The organism is uncultured Streptococcus sp., from assembly GCF_902463925.1.
Classification (GTDB): Bacteria; Bacillota; Bacilli; order Lactobacillales; family Streptococcaceae; genus Streptococcus.
The window spans coordinates 287780-308754 of sequence record NZ_CABQHE010000001.1 but is presented as its reverse complement, the minus strand read 5'-3'; the positions used below and the strand labels follow the sequence as shown (position 1 = coordinate 308754).

The following is a 20975-nucleotide window of genomic DNA, read 5'->3' as shown; positions in this document are numbered from 1 at the left end:
TCTCCTTATATAACTAATAGTCTTTTTTAGGCCTTATTCAAGGGGATTATGTTTTCTTGAGGTGGATTAAACCAGTGCTTTCGGCAAACGGAGATGTAACTCTCGTGTCCTCCAATTTGAACTTGTGCTCCCTCATAAACTGGCTTACCATCTTCCATACGAAGAACCATGGTTGCCTTTCTCGAGCAATAATGACAAATGGTCTTAATCTCATCAATCTTATCAGACAAAAGCAAAAGATATTTAGAACCTTCAAAGAGATTGTTCTGAAAATCATTTTTGAGACCAAAAGCCATCACTGGGATATCTAACTCATCAACAATTCGTGCCAAATCATAGACATTCGTACGGGTTATAAACTGAGCCTCATCAACTAAAACACAATAAGGTCGTGGATCCATATTAGCAATGTAACCAAAAATATCCGTATCATCACCAATAGGATAGGCCTTCCGTTTCATGCCAATACGACTAGAGATATAGCCGACCCCATCTCGATTATCTAAACAACTGGTCAACAATACTACTGGTTTCCCTTGTTCTTCGTAATTATAGGCAACCTTAAGAATCTCAATGGATTTCCCAGAATTCATGGTGCCGTAGCGAAAATAAAGTTGTGCCAAACCAGTCTCCTCTAAAATATGTATTGTATTTATTTTATCATAATTCCAAGCGTAAAAGGGAGGGAGACTAAACAATTTTGAAAAAAGTTCGCCTCACTCCCTTATTTTTATGATAGGTTTGACTGGTGTTCCAAATGGCTCAATCTTATCACCTTTATAAAGTTTTACCAGTCTAACAGCTTCTTATGAATAGGCTTTAGCTAACCGTTCAAGGAGTTCTTCTTTCTCTTCATTACTAGCAAAGGAAGCTTCAATCGCCGTCTTATTATGTGCATAGAAATCTTGAACTGTGCTATCAAAATACTTGTGATAGAGTTCGTATTCTTTAGTTAAATTTGTATCAGAAACCGTACGATTGTCTGTATTAATCGTAATGTTAGCACCTGCTGCTTTCATTTTTAGATAAGGAAAATCAGCGACTGTAACGGCAGCCTTAGTCTGAAGATTACTTGTTAAACATAACTCTCCTGTGACACTATTTTTGACAAACTCCTCCAAAAGCTCAGGCTCTTGAGCCAAAATTGTTGCATGGCCATTACGCTTAATTCCCATGGCAATCGACTCAGCCAAAAAGGCTGGGCAACCACATTCACCAGCATGAAAAGTCATCGGACGGTTGTAACTTTGGACTTGTTCAATCAGAGGTTCAATCGCTTTAGGTCCATAATGATGCTCATCTCCAGCAAAATCAAAACCAACAAAGTCACTATCTCCGATTTGATTAGCTTCATCAAGAATACGAGCTGTTAAAGCTTGATCTGATTGGCGCATACCACAAACCAGTGCCTTAGCTACAATACCAAATTCTTCTTGAGCTTGACGTAAGCCTTGACAAACAGCATCAATGGTCTCAGCGACAGTCAATCCCTTATCCATTGACAATTCTGGAGCAAAACGCACTTCAATATAGATAACATTTTCAAGAGCAGCCTGTTTTGCGACATCATAAGCCGCAATGGTCAAAGCTTCCTTCGTTTGAAGCAAAGGACGAATATAATCAAAAGCCTCAAGATAATCTAGGAGACTCTCACAGGTAGCCGGGGCTGTCACATGGTGTTTGAGCTCCGCATCGTCCTCAGGCAACTCAATCTGTGCCAAGTCAGCTAGGTGACGAATAGTTTCCAATGATAGAGAACCATCCAAATGGCAATGTAGTTCTGTTTTAGCTAACTTATGAAAATCAATAGCAGTCATTCTTTTCTTCCTCTCTAAACAATATGTTTTTTTATCAGATAAAAATTAATTTTTACTATCTTATCATTCTTATAGAAAAAGTCAAGGTGTCGAGCTAACAGGACGTAGTAGATTCTTGAAATGCCATTAGCATTTTGTTAGGATGTAACTATCAAGAATACAAGGAGAAACTTTATGTCTGACTATATTTTACCAGAAGTTTGGGAAAATCCAACCTCTATGGGGGGTGCCTGGGGTGGCCTCAATCAGCCTACAGCTGGTGCACGTTTTGAACAAACTTTACCTAAAGGTGACCAACCTTTCCAACTCTATACTCTTCCGACACCAAATGGTATCAAGGCAACTATCATGCTGGAAGAATTGAAAGAACTTGGTGTGACTCAAGCGGGATATGATGTTTATCGTATTAAGATTGGTGACGGTGACCAATTTGGCTCAGACTTTGTTGCAATTAATCCAAATTCAAAGATTCCAGCCATGATGGATTATTCTGAAGACCAACCAGTTCGTGTCTTCGAATCAGCTAACATCCTCCTTTACTTGGCTGAAAAATTTGGAAAACTCATTCCAACAGACCATGCTAAACGTACAGAAGTTCTCAACTGGCTCTTCTGGCAAACAGGTGCGGCACCTTTTCTAGGTGGCGGATTTGGTCACTTCTTCCACTATGCACCTGACAAAATTGAATACGCCATCAACCGTTTCGCGATGGAAGCCAAACGCCAACTTGACTTGCTGAATAAAGAATTAGCAACCAAACCTTATATTGCTGGGGATGAATACACCATCGCTGATATCGCTATCTGGTCCTGGTATGGTCGTCTGGCCCAAGATAAGATTTGGGATAAGGCTGGTATTTTCCTTGATGTAAAAGAATACAAGCACCTTCAAGCTTGGACTGAAAAAATTGCCAACCGTCCAGCAGTTCAACGAGGACTTGAAGTCGAATATAAAGATATCTAATTTTATAACGGTTTGCCTAAGCTAACCGTTTTTCTATTGTTTCATGATATAATAGAAGCAAAATTGCAAGGAGACATTCATGACTGTATTTCAAGCTATTTTAGAAAAAATTAAAGCTTACGACACTATTATTATTCATCGCCACCAAAGACCTGACCCTGATGCCATTGGTAGTCAGGTTGGACTGAAGGAAATTTTAAAAACAAACTTTCCAGATAAAAAGATTCTTGCGACAGGTGTCAATGAACCTACCTTATCTTGGATTGCTGAGATGGACGAGGTAGCTGACCAAGACTATAAAGGGGCACTTGTTATTGTTACCGATACAGCCAACACCCCTCGTATCGATGACGACCGTTTTGATACAGGTGACTTCCTTATCAAAATTGACCACCATCCTAACGATGATGCCTACGGTGACCTCCTCTTAGTTGATACGACTGCTTCGAGTGCTAGCGAAATTATCACAGACTGGGCCCTCAGCCTTGACCTTTCCTTGTCAGATGCTGCTGCTCGTGTTCTCTACAATGGTATTGTTGGCGATACAGGCCGCTTCCTCTTTCCGTCTACTACTCCTAAAACACTTCAAATCGCGGCTAAACTTCGTGAATACGACTTTGATTTTGCAGCAATGGCTCGTCGTATGGACAGTTTTCCTTTCAAAATTGCTAAACTACAAGGTTATGTTTTCGATAATCTAGAAGTCGATGAAAATGGTGCAGCTCGAGTTGTCTTGACACGAAAGATTTTGGATGAATTCAATGTCACTGATGCTGAAAGTTCTGCCATCGTTGGTACTCCAGGCCGTATTGATTGCGTCGAATCTTGGGCTATTTTTGTAGAGCAACCTGAGGGACATTACCGTGTCCGTCTACGTAGTAAAAGCATTGTCATCAACGAGATTGCCAAACGCCATGATGGGGGCGGCCACCCACTAGCTAGTGGGGCAAATTCCTACAGCTTAGAAGAAAACGAACAAATCTATCAAGAAATCAAGGATACAGTTGCCCATGCAACTCACTAATCGTCGTGTACGTCTCATGGGAACTGTGATTGACGTCTCCATCTATCATGAAGAACCAGAACCCCTGCTAGACCAAGTTGAAGCACTTCTACATACCTACAATAAGCGCTTCTCAGCCAATGACGACAGTTCCGAACTCATGAAAATTAACAAGGCAGCCGGCCTACATCCAGTGACAGTTCACCCAGAGCTTTTTGAACTTATTTCTCTTGGAAAATGGCATAGCTGCCAACCTGGAAGTCACCTTAATATTGCTATTGGGCCTCTCATTCAGACTTGGCGCATTGGTTTTTCTGATGCTAAGCTGCCTCTTCCTGAAGAAATTCGTTCACTCCTGGACATCATCAATCCCAATGCCATTCTTCTATCCGAGGAAACTCAAAGCGTTTTTCTCAAAGTAAAAGGGATGAAAATTGATCTTGGTGCCCTAGCAAAAGGATATATTGCAGATCGTATTGCAGATTTTCTTAAAGCTGAAAAAGTAACCAGCGCCCTAATCAATCTCGGAGGCAATGTCCTAACCTTTGGACCAGCCCTCCATAATCCAGACCACAAATGGCGAATTGGTATTCAAAATCCTAAGGAGACTAGAAACACAAATCTTATGGTGCTTGCTATAAGAGATAAGTCTGTTGTCACTTCGGGAATCTATGAACGAACTTTTGAGATTGATGGCAAAACCTACCATCATATTTTTGATAGCCAGACTGGTTCTCCAGTCTCCAGTGACCTAGCCAGCCTTACCATTATTTCATCCCTCTCAGTGGATGGTGAAATTTGGACAACCCGCTTATTTGGCTCTAGTCTCGAACACATATTCCAAGAAGTTAGTTCACAAGCTGATCTTGAAGCAATCATCGTTGATAAAGACAATCACTGCTTTCAGACAGGTGGCATTTACAAAATGCGAATTTCCTAAAAAATAGTAAAAAAGACTTGTCAAGAAGACCACCTTTTGATAAACTAAAATAGTTAAAAAAACTATGGTGCGGAAAGTACCATGGCAGAAAGGAAATATTTTAACATGAAAAAAGATATCCATCCAGATTACCGTCAAGTAGTATTCATGGACACAACTACTGGTTACCAATTCCTTAGCGGTTCAACTAAACACTCAAACGAAACAGTTGAATTTGAAGGTGAAACTTACCCACTTATCCGTGTAGAAATTTCATCAGATTCACACCCATTCTACACTGGCCGTCAAAAATTCACTCAAGCAGACGGACGCGTGGATCGTTTCAACAAAAAATACGGTCTCAAATAAGCAACATCTTGTTGTTAAGCCATTCCGATTGGAATGGTTTTTTTGTATTCTCTTGAGTATAATTTTTCCTACTCTCCTCTTTCAATAATAAAAAAACAGCTTCCATATGGAAACCGTTTAATCCTATTAGCCTGCTTTACCGATAGCCAAAGCCCAGATAAAGAAGAGAGCAAAGCCAAACAAGAAAATCAAACCTGCAATAGCAAGTCCTTTCAACCAAATTGGAAGGTCTTTCTTCTCTTTAGTAACAAGTACGTAATTCAAAAGCGCAAAGAAAGGTGTTGTAAGGAATGAACCAATCATAGCGAAACGAAGCATGGTTGCTACTTGACCTTGGAAGAAGAAAATAATGATGAGACCAAGGATAGCTGTCAAGGTCATCCAAACATTCAATGGTGTTTGATTTTTTTCTTTTTGGTTAAACAAAAGACGAAGAGAAATTTCGTTAACACGTGAGTAACCATCGATAACAGTAATTACAGTACCAAAGATACACAAGAAAGCGATAAAGGTAATCAAATAGCGTGACCACTCACCAAGTACTGATGCGTACATACCAACAAACTGTGCAATATACTTAGCTGATGCTGCTTCTACTGGTTTACCAGTTGGGTACTGAATAAGCGCACCTAGAGCTACAAAGAATACCGCAAGAATAGCTGTTCCGATGTAACCAACGTTAAAGTCAAAGAGGGCATCATCAGTGTTGAAATCAACAGTTTTCTTTTTCTCAGCTGACCAAAGTGAGTTAATAGCTGAAATTTCAATTGGAGCTGGCATCCATCCAAGAAGTGAAACGATAAATGGAAGGGCTGCTAGCTGCCAAGGTGTTTTTTCAACGAAGTCAGCACTGTACTCTGGGTGTTTGATTGCTGCAATGATAACTGCTGCTACTGTTGCAATAGTCAAAGCTGACATGATCCATTTAGCCATACCATCAAGAAGTTTGTAACCACCAAAGAGTAACATACCCCAAATGATTGCAACCAAAATGATTGACCATGTGGTAATACTCAAACCAAGCATTGGAAAGGCACTAGCAATGATGGCCGAACAAAGAATAGAAACTCCCGCAGTATTAACCAAGGCTGAGAAGACATTCAAAATGAAGAATACCCAAAGATAGAATTTACCTTTCTCAGCATAACCTTCAACGAGGGTTTTACCTGTATCTGCGGTATACTCAGCACCAAAACGGAAGAATGGGTATTTGAAGAGGTTAGCTAGAATAACCAAACCTAGCAAGGCCCATCCATAAGAACCACCCGCTTGGGTTGATGAAACGATGTGAGAACCACCTACGGCTGCCGAAGCCATTAGGATTCCAGGTCCCATTGCTTTTATTTTACTACGCCAGGTAGACTTACTAGTTACACTTGTTTGTGACATAAGAGAATCTCCTAAAACAAATTTTCAGAATAATCTGAATTGATAGCTACTATTTTACACAATTGTTGGAATAATTTCAATAGCATTTCACATATTTTCTGAAAAAATCAGCTCTATAATTTCTGTAGTGGGTAAAACCACTATAGAGCTGATAGAGCTTTTTGAGTGTACACAAAAAGTCCCATAAAAACTATAATGAAAAGCGACCAAACCATCATTAGGAAGAACTTATGAGACTTATTAAGAATACCACAGAGTTAAAGAACCTAACATCATTACTTCTCTTGTTTTAAAAAAAGATATCTACATCGAGGTTCAAGCAAAACTGGAATACCAACACTACTGCATCTTAAAAAGCTTCGTTTCCAGTGTAAAAATTGTAGACGAGTCACGGTGACTGAGACATCAATTGTTGAAAAAACTGCCAAATCTCCAATCTAGTCCGACAAAAGGTTGCACAACTCCTTACTGAAAAGTGATTACTAACAGATATTGCCAAATGACTTCATGTCTCAACGTCCACTGTCTATCGTAAGCTTGAGCAGTTTACTTTCAAGGAACATTATGACAAACTCCCTGCTGTTATGTCCTGGGATGAGTTTGGGTTCAAGAAAGGGGAATTGGCTTTTGTGGCGCAAAACTATGAGACCAACAAACTCATAACCATCCTTGATAATCGCCGTCAAACCACTATTCGAAACCACTTTTTGAAGTATCCATTGAAAGTCCGACAACAGGTACAGTTTATCACGATGGATATGTCTGGAGCTTATATCCTACTAGCTCATAGACTCTTTCCAAACGCCGAAATCATTATTGATCGTTTCCACATCATCCAGCACCTCGGTAGAGCTTTTTAAAAGACAAGAATTGCTATTATGAACCAGTTTGATAAGAAGTCACTATCCTTACCCTATCGATCCTTAAAAATCACTGGCGACTCTTCCAAAAGGACAGCCGTAAGTTATCTCTCAACTCTTTTTATTCAAAGACATTCGGCCAAACCTTAAGTCCACATGAAGTCCTTGAGAAGACACTGAATTTCTCAGAAGAACTCGCTAATTATTCTAACCTCTATCAACTTTAGGAAGCATGTTTTCATCACTCTGAACATTCAAAAAGAGAAGACCGATATGGTCCTCCCCAGATGTTAGCTTTTCGTCACCCACTAAAGTTGACAAAGAGCGACTCTTTTTAACTTATTTTGCTTTAACTTCGAAACCTTCTGCCACACCTTCAGCAAAGTTTTCTTCAACAATGCTAGCACAGTGATCACAGATAGTCGCATTGTAGCTACGTTCTGTGGTAGTTGGATCGATACGACGGCAACGATCACAGACGTCACCTTCAGCACGTTCTACTGTGAATGCTACACCTTCAAAGCTTACAGCAGATTCAGGAGCATCTCCTTCAGCAATAGTCAATGCTGAAACAATCAAAAGTTGAGCAAGGTTAGTGTTCAAACCTTCAAGAAGTTCTTTGACTTCAGCATCAGGATAGATTGTCAAATGAGCTTCAAGCGATTTACCGATAACTTTTTCGTTACGTGCTTCTTCCAAAGCTTTTTGAGCTTGGCCACGGAAGTCCATGAAGGTATTCCATTTTTCAAGAAGTACATCTTGATTTGCAAAATCTTCTGCTTCTGGCAACTCTGACAATTGAACATAGTCTTCTGTTTCAAATTCAAGATATGACCAAATCTCTTCTGCAGTGTGAGGAAGAATTGGAGTCAAGAGTTTTGTAATCTTAACAAGAATATCGTAGAAGACTGTTTGCATTTGACGACGTTCAAGTGATTCTGCACTCTCAATATAAACCACATCTTTGGCAAAATCAAGATAGAAAGCAGACAACTCAACGTTAATAAAGTTAACCAAGGCTTTGTAGATAGTTAAGAATTCAAAGTTTGCATAGGCATCACGAATAGTCTTAACCAATTGGTTAAATCGAATAGTCATGTACTGATCTACTGAACGCAAGTCTTCAAAGACTACTGCATCAGTTGTTGGATTGAAGTCAGAGGTATTGGCAATCAAGAAACGAAGTGTGTTACGAATCTTACGATAAGATTCTGATACTTGGCTAAGGATATCCATTGAGATACGAACGTCATTAGTTGTATCAACACTTGTTACCCAAAGACGAAGAATTTCAGCACCAAATTGTTTCTCAACATCACTAGGCGCAATAGTATTACCAAGGGATTTAGACATCTTTTCACCCTTACCATCAAGCGCAAAACCTTGAGACAAGAGTTGTTTATATGGTGCAACACCATTATTGGCAACAGATGTGATAAGTGATGAGTTAAACCATCCACGGTATTGGTCTGAACCTTCGAGATAAAGGTCAGCTGGATAAGTTAACTCAGGACGGTTAACTACTACACCATTCCATGATGAACCTGAGTCAAACCATACGTCCATAATGTCAGTTTCTTTGGTGAACTCTCCGTTTGGTGAACCTGGATGTGTAAAGCCTTCTGGAAGAAGATCTTTGGCATCACGTTCCCACCAGATAACTGAACCGTGCTCTTCGAAAAGTTTAGCCACATGTTCAATTGTTTCTTCAGTCATGATTGGTGTTTTATCTTCAGCATAGAAGATTGGGAGTGGCACACCCCAAGCACGCTGACGAGAGATTACCCAGTCACCACGGTCACGAATCATGTTGTAAAGACGAACTTTACCCCACTCAGAATGGAATTTAACTTTTTCAATCTCATCCAAAATCTCTTGACGGAATTTAGAAACAGAGGCAAACCATTGTGGCACGGCACGCCAGATGATTGGTTTCTTCGTACGCCAGTCAAATGGGTATGAGTGTGAGATTTCTTCCTTAGCAAGGAGCAAATCACCGAGTTTTTCCATAACAATTGGAGCCACTTTATCGTAGAACTGACCTTCAAAATCAGGACCAGCATTTTCCATCATGATACCACGCTCATTAACAGTTACCGCAACTTCAAGGCCATTAGCGATACCTACATTATAGTCATCCTCACCAAAACCAGGAGCCGTATGGACGATACCTGTACCAGAATCTGTAGTAACGTGGTCACCAAGGATAACAAGCTCATCAACTTCTGTATCCCATGGGTGTTCAGTGACGATTTGATTCAGTTCTTCACCACGGTATGACTGAAGTACTTCCACATCTGTCCAACCGAATTTCTCAGAAAGACTATTAAGTAATTCAGAAGCAACGACAAATTTGCGGTCTTCTCCAGCAGGTTTTACGAGAACGTATTCAATATCAGCGCCAACAGTCAAACCACGTGAAGCTGTCACAGTAAATGGTGTTGTTGTCCAAACTACGATGTATGTATCTGTATCTAGTACTCCTTTACCATCCTTAACCTTATTGGCATAGTAAAGTGAAGTTGAAACTAAATCATGGTACTCGATTTCGGCTTCAGCAAGTGCTGATTCTGATGACCATGACCAATAAACTGGTTTTGCACCTTGATAGATGTAACCTTTTTTAGCCATCTCTCCAAATACACGGATTTGTGCAGCCTCATAGTCTGGTGTCAAAGTAACATATGGGTTATCCCAATCAGCCGAAACACCAAGACGTTTGAAATCTTCACGTTGTTTGTCAACTTGTGAAAGTGCATAATCGCGACACATTTTAAGGTATTCAGCACGATCAAGTTCTTTACGTTTCACACCTTGTTTTGCCAACACTTGTTCAATTGGAAGACCGTGCGTATCCCAACCAGGAACGTAAGGCGCATAGAAACCAGACATTGATTTTGAACGAACAATGATATCCTTAGAAATTTTATTCATCGCATGTCCAACGTGAATATTACCATTGGCATATGGAGGACCATCATGAAGAGTGAAGTGAGGTTTACCTTGGTTCAACTCTTGACGACGTTGATACATCTTAGCATCTTCCCACTCTTTTTGCCAGATTGGTTCTTTATTAGGAAGTCCAGCACGCATTGGAAAAGCTGTCTTACCTAGGTTTAAAGTTTCTTTAAGTTTCATTATATCTCCTCTTTAATTTAATTCTACTAAATAAAAAGAGCCTTCATCAAAAAAGGACGAAAGCTCGTGGTACCACCTTAGTTTAGAGCACGTAAAATTGCTCCCTCAAATGTCCGTAAGGAGGACCACCCTTCTAGCTTACTTATTTCAGTTAGAATGCTTGAAAATGATAACTATCCAAATAGGGAATGTGGGACTCACACCATCTCCCACTCGCTGTTAATATACTTGGTAAGTTGTATTTTTCTTATTCGCTAATATTCAATTTAAACGTTTGTGTTTCATTAAGGTTGATTTCACTAGTTACATCCGGTTGCAAATCAAAGTCCTCATCTACAGGTGCAGAAGTTGGAAAATTGGCTGCTTCGCTTTCAAATGAATCTGAAATACCAAAGTATACTGGAGTTGAAGTAATATCATTTGTTTCGTCAACATCTGGATTAGAGAAATCTTCAACTTGTTTATTGCTTTCAGCAACGCGACGTTGAAGTTCAGCCATTTCGTCAGGAGTGAATTGACGAGTTGCATCGAATGAAGCAGCATCATTTGAATCTGGAACATGTTCATCCAGCACTTTTTCAACAACTTCTTTAAAGGCAACATCTGAGTTTTGAAGATAAATAGCTGTTGGTTGCAACAATTCCCCCCACTCTGGAGCACTTGCCAAGTTTAGTTGAGCTTCAACTGCGGCCAAAAGACGTTGGTGGAAAACACGGCTTTGACGTTTAAGTTCTTCAGTTTCAATGGCAACACGTTTTGCTTCATCTGTAGCATCACGAAGAATTTCAGATGCCTTAGATTTAGCTTCTTCAACCAAGTGTGTCGCATTAAAGTTGGCCTTGTTAATCAAGTTAGCTGATTCATCTGCTGCTGAAGCTTTAACTTTTTCAGCTGTTTCTTGAGCCAAGATAACTGACTGGCTCAATGATTCTTTCATTTCGTCAAAATAAGCCAATTTTTCTTCAAGCTCTTTTACACGAGTAGAAAGTTCACGATTGTCACGAACTAAATCTTCATAATCATCTACGATAATATCAAGAAATTCATCTACTTCTTGTTCATTGTATCCACGAAATTTAGTGGTAAACTGTTTATCTTTAATATCAAGTGCTGTGATTGCCATTACAGGCCTCCTTTATTTTTTTACCATTTCTTCAAACTCTTTTACATGAGCAACAAGTTCACGATTTCCATGAACTAAATCTTCATAACCATCTACGATAATATCAGGAAAATCATCTACTTCTTGTTCATTATATCCACAAAATTTAGTTGTAAACTATTTTTTGATAATATCAAGAACTATAATTGTCATTACAGATCTCCTCAAGTTTCATTAGCATCTCTGATGCTTTTAAATTAAATACCTATTTTTGTCGTCTTAGAAGACTGTCGATGACGACCTTAGCTTTTCCTGATTTAGAAATTCCTTCTTGTTGAGCTAGACGAAATCGTCCAAAACCTCTAACTGAAATCATATCACCAATAGATATTGTCTGATCAGCTTTCTCAATTTGCCTATAATTAAGTTTGACTTTTCCTGAAACAATTAGCTTTACAGCATTTGAACGTGATATTTTTAATACTGTAGCTAACACATTATCAAGACGCATACTAGAAAGCAAGGCAAAAGATTGAGAATATTTTTCTTGATTTGAAATCCAATCATCTTTACTTGCTTCTCTAAGCGTAACTGAAACCTTACCGATTTTAGTAATAGTCATTATTGCATAGCTGGCTAGATGAGAAGCAATGTTAAATTGAATTCGGCCTTCTTCATCAAGAATGACATCTCCAAATACTTGATGTTCAAGACCAAGTTGATTGATCAGTGCGCCCAAAATTTTGGGGTGTATCAATTTATTAAATTGTCTAGCATAAGAAATCTCTAATCGTTTAATTTCAAAGTCATCTTCATCAAGCTCATAATAATCCGGTGCAAGAATCACTCTTCCATACTCTTCGTTATCAAAAGTTGAACTTACAAAGAATTTTAAATTATAGTAATTTGCTAAATCTTTGACAATCTGGATTTCACGAGGATTTAAGAAATCAGTCAAATAGGGGCTATACCGATCTTCAACTAATTGACAAAATCCCCTAACCTTTTCTAAAAAAAGACGTTCTTCTAACGAGTAATGCTGTTCAATATTTTTTGGTTCAAACATCAAAATAGGACAACCTTAAGAATACTAAGAGAGAAATTTAACAAAAGTATAATTGCGATAATTGAAAAATCAATACCAGCAAAAACCAAATTCAGCCTACGAAATGGTGCAAGAATTGGCTGAACAATTTGTCTAATAGTCTTCCCAAGAACTGTATCATAAGCTCCTGGAAACCAAGATAACAAAGCATAGATTACAAGGAGTATCTCTACTAAGTTAACAATACGTGCCCAAATAACATATAGTAGTACAGACATGGCTTAACGTCTCTTCATGTCGAAGTCGAAAGTAGCTTCTTGATTTCCATGAGTCAAACCAATCTCTTCGATGTCAACAACAACGTTGATTGGTGTGAGCAAGTACATGGAAGAACCAACTTTTTGTAAGTTTCCTGTAAGTACCTTGCTAGCACCATCAATAAAGTCTAAACAACGACGAGCTTGTGCTTCTAACATATATTGAAAATCAATTAAAACACATTCATTTTCAATCAAAAGTTCTACAATTTCTTGAGCATCTTCATATTTTTTAGGATATTTAATTGCAATTGTAGTTTTAGTTATATTCATTTGTTGGGATCCCTGATTAGCTTGTGATCGACTCAAAGGTAAACTACGAAGGACTTGAGTTTCCTGTACGTCTGAATTGATATGTTGGCGACGAGGAGGGACTGTTGCCTGAGGACGCTCAGGTTTACGTTGCTGTCGAGGGGATGTATGCCCAGTTTTCTGTACTTTAACTGGACGTTCTTTAGCCTCTTCTTTAGCAACATCTTCATAATCTGTTACTTCGTCGGTATCAAAATATGAAACAATTTTATCAATTGCATCTTTTATTGCCATAAGGTTATTCTCCGTTCTCTTTAAAGAATGCACTGCCTATTCTAACAAAGGTTGATCCATTCTGAATAGCCATGTCATAGTCTCGACTCATCCCCATGCTTAGTTGATCACAAGGAACATTCTTTATTTTTTTATCTTGAATTGATTGTCTAAGTTCATTTGTCTCAGCAAAAATCTTATCAAGTTCTTGAGTATTCGCATCAATTGGAGCCATAGTCATTAGCCCTACTATACAAATTTTATCAAGATTTTCAATGTGATTTAGAACAGTATCAAGTTCTTCAGGTGAAAAACCATGTTTCGACTCCTCACCTGAGACATTAACTTGTAGGAAGCAATTAATGGTATGATTCGCACGCTTTTGAATTTCCTCTGCCAATTTAACAGAATCCAAAGCATGAAAATAATCAACTAAATTAATAATATCCTTTACTTTTCGACGTTGTAAGCTACCAATGAGGTGCCATGTCAAATCATATTTTTTTAATGCCTGATACTTATCTAAAAATTTATCAACACGGTTTTCAGCAATGTGTTTAATTCCCGTTTCAACCAATTCTTCAGCGATTTCACTTGAAACATACTTAGTTACGGCAATTATATTCACTTCTTCGCTAGAGCGATTAGCTTTTTTACATGCTCTTTTTACCGCTTGATAAATAGCATTTTTATTATCTTCTATAGTCATCATTAACGGTTTTTAAAAAATGGTGGTGTCTCCAATTCATCGTCATCTTCAACATCACTTGAGAATGTAGACATCGTTAATTGACTATCAAGTTCACCTGTTTCAGGACGAGAAATATTATCACGTTTCAAATCCCAATGTCCAAAAGCTGACTGCTCTTGTTGAGATACTGCCACAGCAGGACGAACTCCTGATTGTGACATTGAAGGTGTTTCATTGTAGTCTAAGTTCTGTTGACGTTCAAATGAAGCTTGAAAACCTGGACGTTGTTGTTCTTGAGCCACTTGCTGAGTAGGAACTGACGGTTGTGAAGGAGCTGTAGTCACTTTACGTGGTTGAGCTTTCATACCAGATACCTTTTCAGCACGATCTTGACGAACCCCTGTTGCAACAACCGTTACACGAATTTCATCTTTCAAAGTATCATCGATTGATGTACCAAGCCAAATATTAACACCGTTACCAGCAGCTTGGCCAACGATTTCAGATGCTTCTTCTGCCTCTGTAAGAGTCATATCAAGGCCACCAGTTACGTTAACAATAACATCTTCTGCACCATCGATAGTTGTTTCAAGAAGCGGTGAATAGATTGCTTTGCGTGCAGCTTCAACAATACGTTCTTCACCAGAACCAATACCAATCCCCATAAGCGCATTGCCTTTATTTGCCATAACTGTTTTCACATCAGCAAAGTCGAGGTTGATTAAACCTGGGTTGGTAATAAGGTCTGTAATCCCTTGTACCCCTTGGCGTAGGACATTATCTGCTTCACTAAGGGCTTCAAGAAGTGGAGTTTTCTTATCAACGATTTCAAGAAGGTTGTTGTTAGAGATAATAAGAAGAGTATCAACTTGCTCACGCAATTCTTGAATACCTTCAATAGCGAAGGAACCACGCTTATTACCTTCAAATCCAAATGGACGTGTAACCACTGCTACTGTCAATGCACCTAAGCTTTTAGCAATACGTGCAATAACTGGTGCTGCCCCTGTACCAGAACCACCACCCATACCAGCAGTGATAAATACCATATCAGCTCCTGTAAGTGCCTCTGTAAGTGTTTCTTCACTTTCTTCAGCTGCTTTACGACCAACTTCAGGTTGACCTCCAGCACCAAGACCACGAGTCAATTTAGGACCTAATTGGATAACTGTTTCTGCTTTAGAAGAGCTGAGCGCTTGAATATCCGTGTTAGCTGCAATAAATTCAACACCAGCAAGACCTTCTTCAATCATTCGGTTGATGGCATTTCCTCCACCTCCACCGACACCGATAACTTTAATTACCGCACCCTGAACTGATGCACTATCAAATGAAAAACTCATTTTATTTCCTCGCTTTTACTAGATTCAATTAATCAAACATACTTCCGAAGATTCCACGAACACGATCTCCGAGTTTTTGTTTTTGTTCATGATTTTCTTCATCAACCGGTAGAGGTACCTCAACGGTATTCTCAACTGGAATACGATTTGGTTGTGGAGTCACTCGAGGTGCTGGAGTAGGAGTTCTATCAAAACTCAGGGTAGACACCTCATTGTCGATAGGTTTACGACGAAGATACTCTTCACCACACACAGCTTGCTGAGCAATAATATCAACTTCTGTAAGGAGACCAACATACTCAACAAGACTAATTACATTTGCAAACATTGGATTACGGATACCAACTTGGTTAGGTATATAAAGTTTCACATTTGTCTCAAAAATTTCCTGAGCAACTTCAACCACACCTGGCATGATGGCTGTTCCACCTACAAGGACAATACCACCAGGCAAATCAAGTAGGCGACCTCGTGTCAAGTCTTGTTTAACTCTATCCAAGATATGCTTCACACGAGCTGAGATAATCTCAGCAAGATATTTCTCAGTGATTTCAACAGGTGAATTTTCACCTACAACCTCTACCTGAACAGTTTCAGTTTCACTCGCTTCTCCAATGTCAGCATTACCAAAATTAAACTTAAGCGCTTCTGCAATTTGCATAGATGTTTTCAAGACTTTTGAAATATCCTTGGTGATATATTCGCCACCCTCAGAGTAAATATTGGTAAACTGAAGTTCTTGAGCACGCATGCTTGCAACAGTCGTTTGGCCACCACCCATATCAATAACAGTAGCACCAAATTCACGCTCACCTTCATTCAAGACAGCACGAGTCATTGCAAGAGGAGAGATGATGATATTCTCAACCTGAATACCTGCACGCTCAACTGTCTTACGAAGATTGTGAAGAATTGTTGTTGGTCCTGTGTAAATGAGGCCTCTCATTTCAAGACGAATCCCCATCATTCCACGAGGATCACGAATCCCTTGAAAACCATCAACGATAAATTCTTCAGGAACTAGTGAGATAACCTCACGCTCAGGTGTAATACTCTTAGTCAAGGCTGAGCGAACAACACTTTCAACGTCTTCATCTTTGATTTCTTTTGATTCACTTGTTACAGGAATCATACCTTGTGTAGGCTCAATTTGAAGAAGATTGGCTGGAAGCCCAACATTCACTTGCTCAATCACAATACCAGCTTTTTCTTCTGCTTGCTCAATAGCTGTTTTGATTGATTTTGCTGCAGCGTCAATATCAACAATGATGCCATCTTTCACACCAGAACTCTTAACATTACTTACTCCGATGACATTCATTGATCCATCAATAAACTCAGCAACAAGAACCTTAATCGAGCTAGTTCCTATATCTAATCCTGTAAAAAAGCCATCTCTAGCCATTCACTCGACCTCTCAATCTTTCCATTCAATATCTTTGTAAACTGTATAAATACAGAATTATTCGGATACTATTGTACCATAAAAAAACGTAAAATGTCAGCATTTTACGTTTTTATTATTCAATATTAGCCTTGAATAGGGGAAGTTTGAAGAGTTCTATCTTGATTAACACTCGGATTTCCTACTCCTTGAATATCCGAATTTTCAGCATTAGATTCTTCCTCAGTATTTTGTTCAGTTAGTGTCGTTGTTTCTTGGCCCTCGTCAGAAATTTCTTTATCTTCCTTCTTATCTGTCTTGTTTTTATCTTTCTTTTTATCCTTATCAGTTTTTGATGATTCTACTTCAGGAGTTGTTGTATAGAGGCCAACCTCCATATCTACAATACTTCCATTTGAAAGGTTACTCTTAATTTTCTCGTAATAAGGTAACTTACTCGTTAATTGAGAGAGGGGAACGCGAATAGAATTTCCATCATATAATTCAATTGTCAACAAATCTGTAGTTGCTTTTGTAGGCGTTAAATTAATAATTTGAATATTATTCTTGATTTTACTATCAAGTTTATTCAATTTTTTTACCAACCCTTCAATTTTCTTTTCATCATCCATCTTTAAAGTGATAAATTTATCTGGTATATTTCCTGTTGAAACAGTCCCTCCAGTCTTACCATTTCCAAGAATAGAAACATATCCATTTGATGTTTGACGATAAGCCACGATTGGATATTCTTTCACTGCAATATTAAATTGATTTGGGAAACTATAAGTTACAGTAGCCTTTTTGACCCAAACGTTAGTCTTTTCAACAGTTGATGCAACCTCTTCTTGGTTGAAAAAGACGTGAGTAATATAATCTGTATCAAGAATACCACTTGCAACTTTCACATCTTCTGGTAGAGCATTTTTTGTTCCTGATACTGTAAGAATCTTTTGCTTAGACCAAGGCGAGATAAAGAAGAGTGAAAATACGATTAAAATCGCAGCTATAAAAATAACAAGGCCTGCAAGATTTTGTTGTGCAATTGGAATATTGCTAGTCGTATTGACTTTTTTTCTTTTTTTCTTCTTGACCTTTTTTTTTACTGGTATTTTGTTCTCCTGAGATGTGGCTTTTTCTGGATAAACGCCTGTTTTGTCAGTCATCTTTTCTGAATCTTTGGTTTCTTTTTTTCTCAAAAATTCTAGATTTCGCTTCTGCCACTCCGTCAGAACTTTTTTTTCTTGTGATTTTTGATCCTTTTTTGCCATGAAATTCCTTTATTTATTTGAAATACTAGTCACTAATAGGTTGTAAAAATCATCAGGAGAAGTGATTTCCTCAGATTTAGCCATAGCTTCTTTGTAAGTCTCTGCATGTTCAACAAGTTGTTCAAGCTCGTGATTTAATGTCTCCCAACTTAATTCCGGTTCCTGCAATTGACGAGCGTAACCCTTGCTTTCAAAATAGTCAGCATTTTCAAGTTGGTCCCCACGGCTAGCTTCTTTTCCTAGAGGAACGATTAAATGAAGTTTTTTCATAGCCAACAATTCAAAAATAGTATTTGAACCACCACGAGTTACAACTAAATCCGCCATATCCATAAGAGGTTGGTACAAATCTGTCACATAATCAACTCTATAAAGATGACGCTCCAGGGTATTTAATGAAGAATCCCCAGATATATTGATGATATTATAGTGCTCAATCAGTTCTGGAGTTTTGCTAATAAAATCATTAAACACCTTTGCACCAGCTGATCCCCCAATAAAAAGGACTGTTTTTAGTTTCTCATCAAACTGTTCTTTAACCTTATCTAGTTGATCTGAATTATCAGACCTTGTCATACCCACTTTAGTAATAGCACCGACATGCTTTGTCTTCACCAAAGCTTTTGGTTGTTCAAAAGTCGTAAACATAGTAGTTGCAAACTTGTATGCGATTTTATTGGCTAAGCCCATAGATAAGTCAGACTCGTGAACATATACAGGGACTCTTAATAATTTAGATGCAATAACTGGCGGCACAGATACAAATCCACCTTTTGAAAAGAGTGCTTGGGGACGAATCTTAGCAATGATTGCAATTGACTGTAGAATCCCCCAACAAACTTTAAAGACATCCAACATGTTTTGCCATGAAAAATAACGACGTAGTTTACCTGTAGCAATACTATGGAAGGTTACATCTAAACCAGACTTATCAATTTGTTCGTGTTCGATACCATGTTTATCACCGATATAGTGCACTTCCCATCCATCTTTTAGAAACTTTGGAATTAAGATAAGATTTAAGGTCACATGTCCAACTGTTCCACCACCAGTAAAAACAATCTTTTTCGATTTTGCCATAGCCTATCCCTTCAATCGTTCAACGGTTGTGATAAATTCATCACCACGCACTTCGAAATTCTTGTACATATCCCAACTTGCGTTAGCGGGACTCAACAGGACAACATCTCCTGCACTAGCTTGTTCAAAGGCAATACGTGTCGCATCTGCCACATCTTTGGCATCAAGATAAGTCACGCCCGCTTTATCAGCAGCACGTTTGACACGAGGAGCTGATTCCCCTAAAATCACCATTTTCTTAAGACCAGTAATGTCAGGAATGAGTTCATCAAATTCATTACCACGGTCCAAACCACCAGCAATCAAAATGACTTTGCCATTATCAAAACCAGAAAGTGCTTTTTGTGTCGCTAAAATATTTGTTGACTTACTGTCATTATAGAATTTCACTTCATCGATAGTGTCAACGAATTGGAGGCGGTGCTTAACCCCACCAAAGCTTGCGAGGGTTTCCTTGATGGCTTGGTTTGAAATACCTGACAATTTTGCTACAGCTATCGTTGCCAAGGCATTTTCAACATTGTGACTACCAGGAACGCCAATCTCATCGGCTTGCATCACCAATTCACCTTTGAAGTAGAGACCACCATTTTCAAGATAGGCACCATCTACTTTTTCCACAGTTGAGAAGGGCACGACTTGTGCATTTGTTTGTGTAGCCAACTCTTTAGCCAAGTCTTGATTAAAGTTTAAAATAACAAAATCGTCTGTTGTCATTTTGTTTTGAATATTCCATTTGGCAGCCACATATTCTTCAAAACTACCATGATAGTCAATATGTGTCGGCATCAAGTTCGTAATCACAGCAATATGTGGATGGAAGCTGTCAATCCCCATCAATTGGAAAGAAGACAATTCCATAACTAAGGTATCTTGATCAGTTACTGACTGTGCAACTTCTGACGCAGGGAAACCGATATTTCCAGACAAGACACCCGATTTGCCACCATGGTTTAGGACATCAGCAATCATAGTTGTCGTTGTTGTCTTACCATTTGAACCTGTAATACCGATAATTGGTGCTTCAGAGATTAGGTAAGCCAACTCAACTTCAGTCCAAACTGGAATTTCTTTTTCAAGTGCACGAGCTACCATTGGATTGTCATAACGAATTCCAGGATTTTTCACCATTAATTCAAAATTTTCATCCAATAGTTCAAGAGGATGTCCGCCACAGACAACCTTAATCCCTTCTTCAAGAAGCGCCTGTGCTGATGGATTCTCCTCAAATGGTTTACCATCATTTACTGTGACAATAGCACCCAACTTAGCCAATAGGCGGGCAACTGCTTCACCAGATTTAGCCAAACCAAGGACCAAAACTTTTTTATTTTCAAATTGTGTTACTGATTTCATAATTCGTCCATTCTCTCAAATTGTATCATAATCATTTTACCCTTTATCCCAAGCTATTTCAAGGAGTTACCTCTTCTTGGCAAAAGAAAAAGCCAATCTATTTGATTGACTTTTAATCTCATGCTACTTATTTATCTTCATATTCAGCTTTTTCATGATTAAGCTCTGACATGGCGAAAAAATCTTTCAGGGTGAAATAACTCAATGCAAGCATTCCTACCGTGACAAAGAACTCACCAGGCAAACTGAAGAATTTAATGATTGATAACACTGCTAAAAGCAAGAGCAATGCTAAGGTAGCCATGACAAAGAGAAGATTCATAGTGTTTTTTACCGACTTTGGTGCAATAAAGAAATAGAATGAAGCAATCAATATGGCAACAATCAGATAAAACATCTCTTC

General features: G+C 38.6%; 18 protein-coding genes and 4 pseudogenes. 5 read left to right on the top strand and 17 right to left on the bottom strand.

The annotated features are described in order from the left end of the window. Positions 1-26 precede the first annotated feature (26 nt). Together RDY04_RS01365 and add are read right to left on the bottom strand one after the other, a co-directional pair. Positions 27-623: a thymidine kinase gene (locus tag RDY04_RS01365; protein ID WP_303953052.1), complete on the bottom strand. Its 597-nt coding sequence runs from the start codon at positions 621-623 to the stop codon at positions 27-29. 183 nt (positions 624-806) lie between these two features. Continuing rightward, complete coding sequence (gene add, locus RDY04_RS01360; RefSeq protein ID WP_303953050.1) at positions 807-1817, bottom strand: adenosine deaminase; 1011 nt, start codon at positions 1815-1817, stop codon at positions 807-809. 174 nt (positions 1818-1991) lie between these two features. Between add and yghU the strand changes: the two genes are divergently transcribed. From yghU to RDY04_RS01340, 4 genes are all read left to right on the top strand, one after another. Then, positions 1992-2780 carry a glutathione-dependent disulfide-bond oxidoreductase gene (yghU, locus tag RDY04_RS01355; RefSeq protein ID WP_303953048.1) on the top strand — a complete coding sequence of 263 codons (789 nt, stop codon included), beginning with the start codon at positions 1992-1994 and terminating at the stop codon, positions 2778-2780. A 79-nt stretch (positions 2781-2859) separates the two neighbouring features. Next, complete coding sequence (locus RDY04_RS01350) at positions 2860-3804, top strand: bifunctional oligoribonuclease/PAP phosphatase NrnA (RefSeq protein WP_303953047.1); 945 nt, start codon at positions 2860-2862, stop codon at positions 3802-3804. Next, positions 3791-4723, top strand: coding sequence for an FAD:protein FMN transferase (locus RDY04_RS01345; protein WP_303953046.1), 933 nt, complete (start codon positions 3791-3793; stop codon positions 4721-4723). Before RDY04_RS01350 ends, RDY04_RS01345 begins: the two co-directional genes overlap by 14 nt. A gap of 105 nt (positions 4724-4828) precedes the next feature. Further along, positions 4829-5071, top strand: coding sequence for a type B 50S ribosomal protein L31 (locus RDY04_RS01340; RefSeq protein ID WP_003093591.1), 243 nt, complete (start codon positions 4829-4831; stop codon positions 5069-5071). Positions 5072-5197: 126 nt separating this feature from the next. On the opposite strand, the gene RDY04_RS01335 is transcribed toward RDY04_RS01340, so the two are convergent. After that, complete coding sequence (locus RDY04_RS01335; protein WP_278919101.1) at positions 5198-6460, bottom strand: NRAMP family divalent metal transporter; 1263 nt, start codon at positions 6458-6460, stop codon at positions 5198-5200. A gap of 230 nt (positions 6461-6690) precedes the next feature. Between RDY04_RS01335 and RDY04_RS01330 the strand changes: the two are divergent. Beyond that, positions 6691-7544 (top strand): annotated as a pseudogene (locus tag RDY04_RS01330) (ISL3 family transposase); the annotation flags it as partial. A 115-nt stretch (positions 7545-7659) separates the two neighbouring features. Here the strand turns inward: RDY04_RS01330 and ileS are convergent. From ileS to RDY04_RS01265, 14 genes and pseudogenes are all read right to left on the bottom strand, one after another. Continuing rightward, positions 7660-10458 (bottom strand): isoleucine--tRNA ligase, encoded by a 2799-nt coding sequence (gene ileS, locus RDY04_RS01325; protein ID WP_303953030.1) that lies wholly within the window; start codon positions 10456-10458, stop codon positions 7660-7662. A 247-nt stretch (positions 10459-10705) separates the two neighbouring features. Beyond that, complete coding sequence (locus RDY04_RS01320) at positions 10706-11581, bottom strand: DivIVA domain-containing protein (protein ID WP_303953028.1); 876 nt, start codon at positions 11579-11581, stop codon at positions 10706-10708. Between the two features lie 12 nt (positions 11582-11593). After that, positions 11594-11725, bottom strand: a pseudogene (locus RDY04_RS01315) (DivIVA domain-containing protein); the annotation flags it as partial. 100 nt (positions 11726-11825) lie between these two features. Next, positions 11826-12626 carry an RNA-binding protein gene (locus tag RDY04_RS01310; protein ID WP_303953223.1) on the bottom strand — a complete coding sequence of 267 codons (801 nt, stop codon included), beginning with the start codon at positions 12624-12626 and terminating at the stop codon, positions 11826-11828. After that, entirely contained in the window at positions 12626-12883 is a 258-nt protein-coding gene (locus RDY04_RS01305) for a YggT family protein (protein WP_303953025.1), read from the bottom strand. Before RDY04_RS01305 ends, RDY04_RS01310 begins: the two co-directional genes overlap by 1 nt. A gap of 3 nt (positions 12884-12886) precedes the next feature. Then, positions 12887-13468 carry a cell division protein SepF gene (locus tag RDY04_RS01300; RefSeq protein ID WP_303953023.1) on the bottom strand — a complete coding sequence of 194 codons (582 nt, stop codon included), beginning with the start codon at positions 13466-13468 and terminating at the stop codon, positions 12887-12889. A gap of 4 nt (positions 13469-13472) precedes the next feature. Beyond that, on the bottom strand, positions 13473-14156 hold the full coding sequence (locus RDY04_RS01295; protein WP_303953220.1) for a YggS family pyridoxal phosphate-dependent enzyme: 684 nt from the start codon (positions 14154-14156) through the stop codon (positions 13473-13475). Positions 14157-14158: 2 nt separating this feature from the next. Then, positions 14159-14314: pseudogene (locus RDY04_RS09520) on the bottom strand (cell division protein FtsZ); the annotation flags it as partial. Positions 14315-14475: 161 nt separating this feature from the next. Beyond that, positions 14476-15481, bottom strand: a pseudogene (gene ftsZ / locus RDY04_RS01290) (cell division protein FtsZ); the annotation flags it as partial. A gap of 28 nt (positions 15482-15509) precedes the next feature. Continuing rightward, positions 15510-16886 (bottom strand): cell division protein FtsA, encoded by a 1377-nt coding sequence (gene ftsA, locus RDY04_RS01285; protein ID WP_303953019.1) that lies wholly within the window; start codon positions 16884-16886, stop codon positions 15510-15512. A 125-nt stretch (positions 16887-17011) separates the two neighbouring features. Continuing rightward, positions 17012-18136 (bottom strand): cell division protein FtsQ/DivIB, encoded by a 1125-nt coding sequence (locus RDY04_RS01280; RefSeq protein ID WP_303953016.1) that lies wholly within the window; start codon positions 18134-18136, stop codon positions 17012-17014. Positions 18137-18145: 9 nt separating this feature from the next. Next, the gene (locus RDY04_RS01275) at positions 18146-19216 is read right to left on the bottom strand and encodes a UDP-N-acetylglucosamine--N-acetylmuramyl-(pentapeptide) pyrophosphoryl-undecaprenol N-acetylglucosamine transferase (protein ID WP_303953014.1); all 1071 of its coding nucleotides are present in this window, start codon (positions 19214-19216) and stop codon (positions 18146-18148) included. A 3-nt stretch (positions 19217-19219) separates the two neighbouring features. Then, positions 19220-20572: a UDP-N-acetylmuramoyl-L-alanine--D-glutamate ligase gene (gene murD / locus RDY04_RS01270; protein ID WP_303953012.1), complete on the bottom strand. Its 1353-nt coding sequence runs from the start codon at positions 20570-20572 to the stop codon at positions 19220-19222. Positions 20573-20699: 127 nt separating this feature from the next. Beyond that, on the bottom strand, positions 20700-20969 hold the full coding sequence (locus RDY04_RS01265) for a DUF3165 family protein (RefSeq protein ID WP_303953009.1): 270 nt from the start codon (positions 20967-20969) through the stop codon (positions 20700-20702). Positions 20970-20975 lie beyond the last annotated feature (6 nt).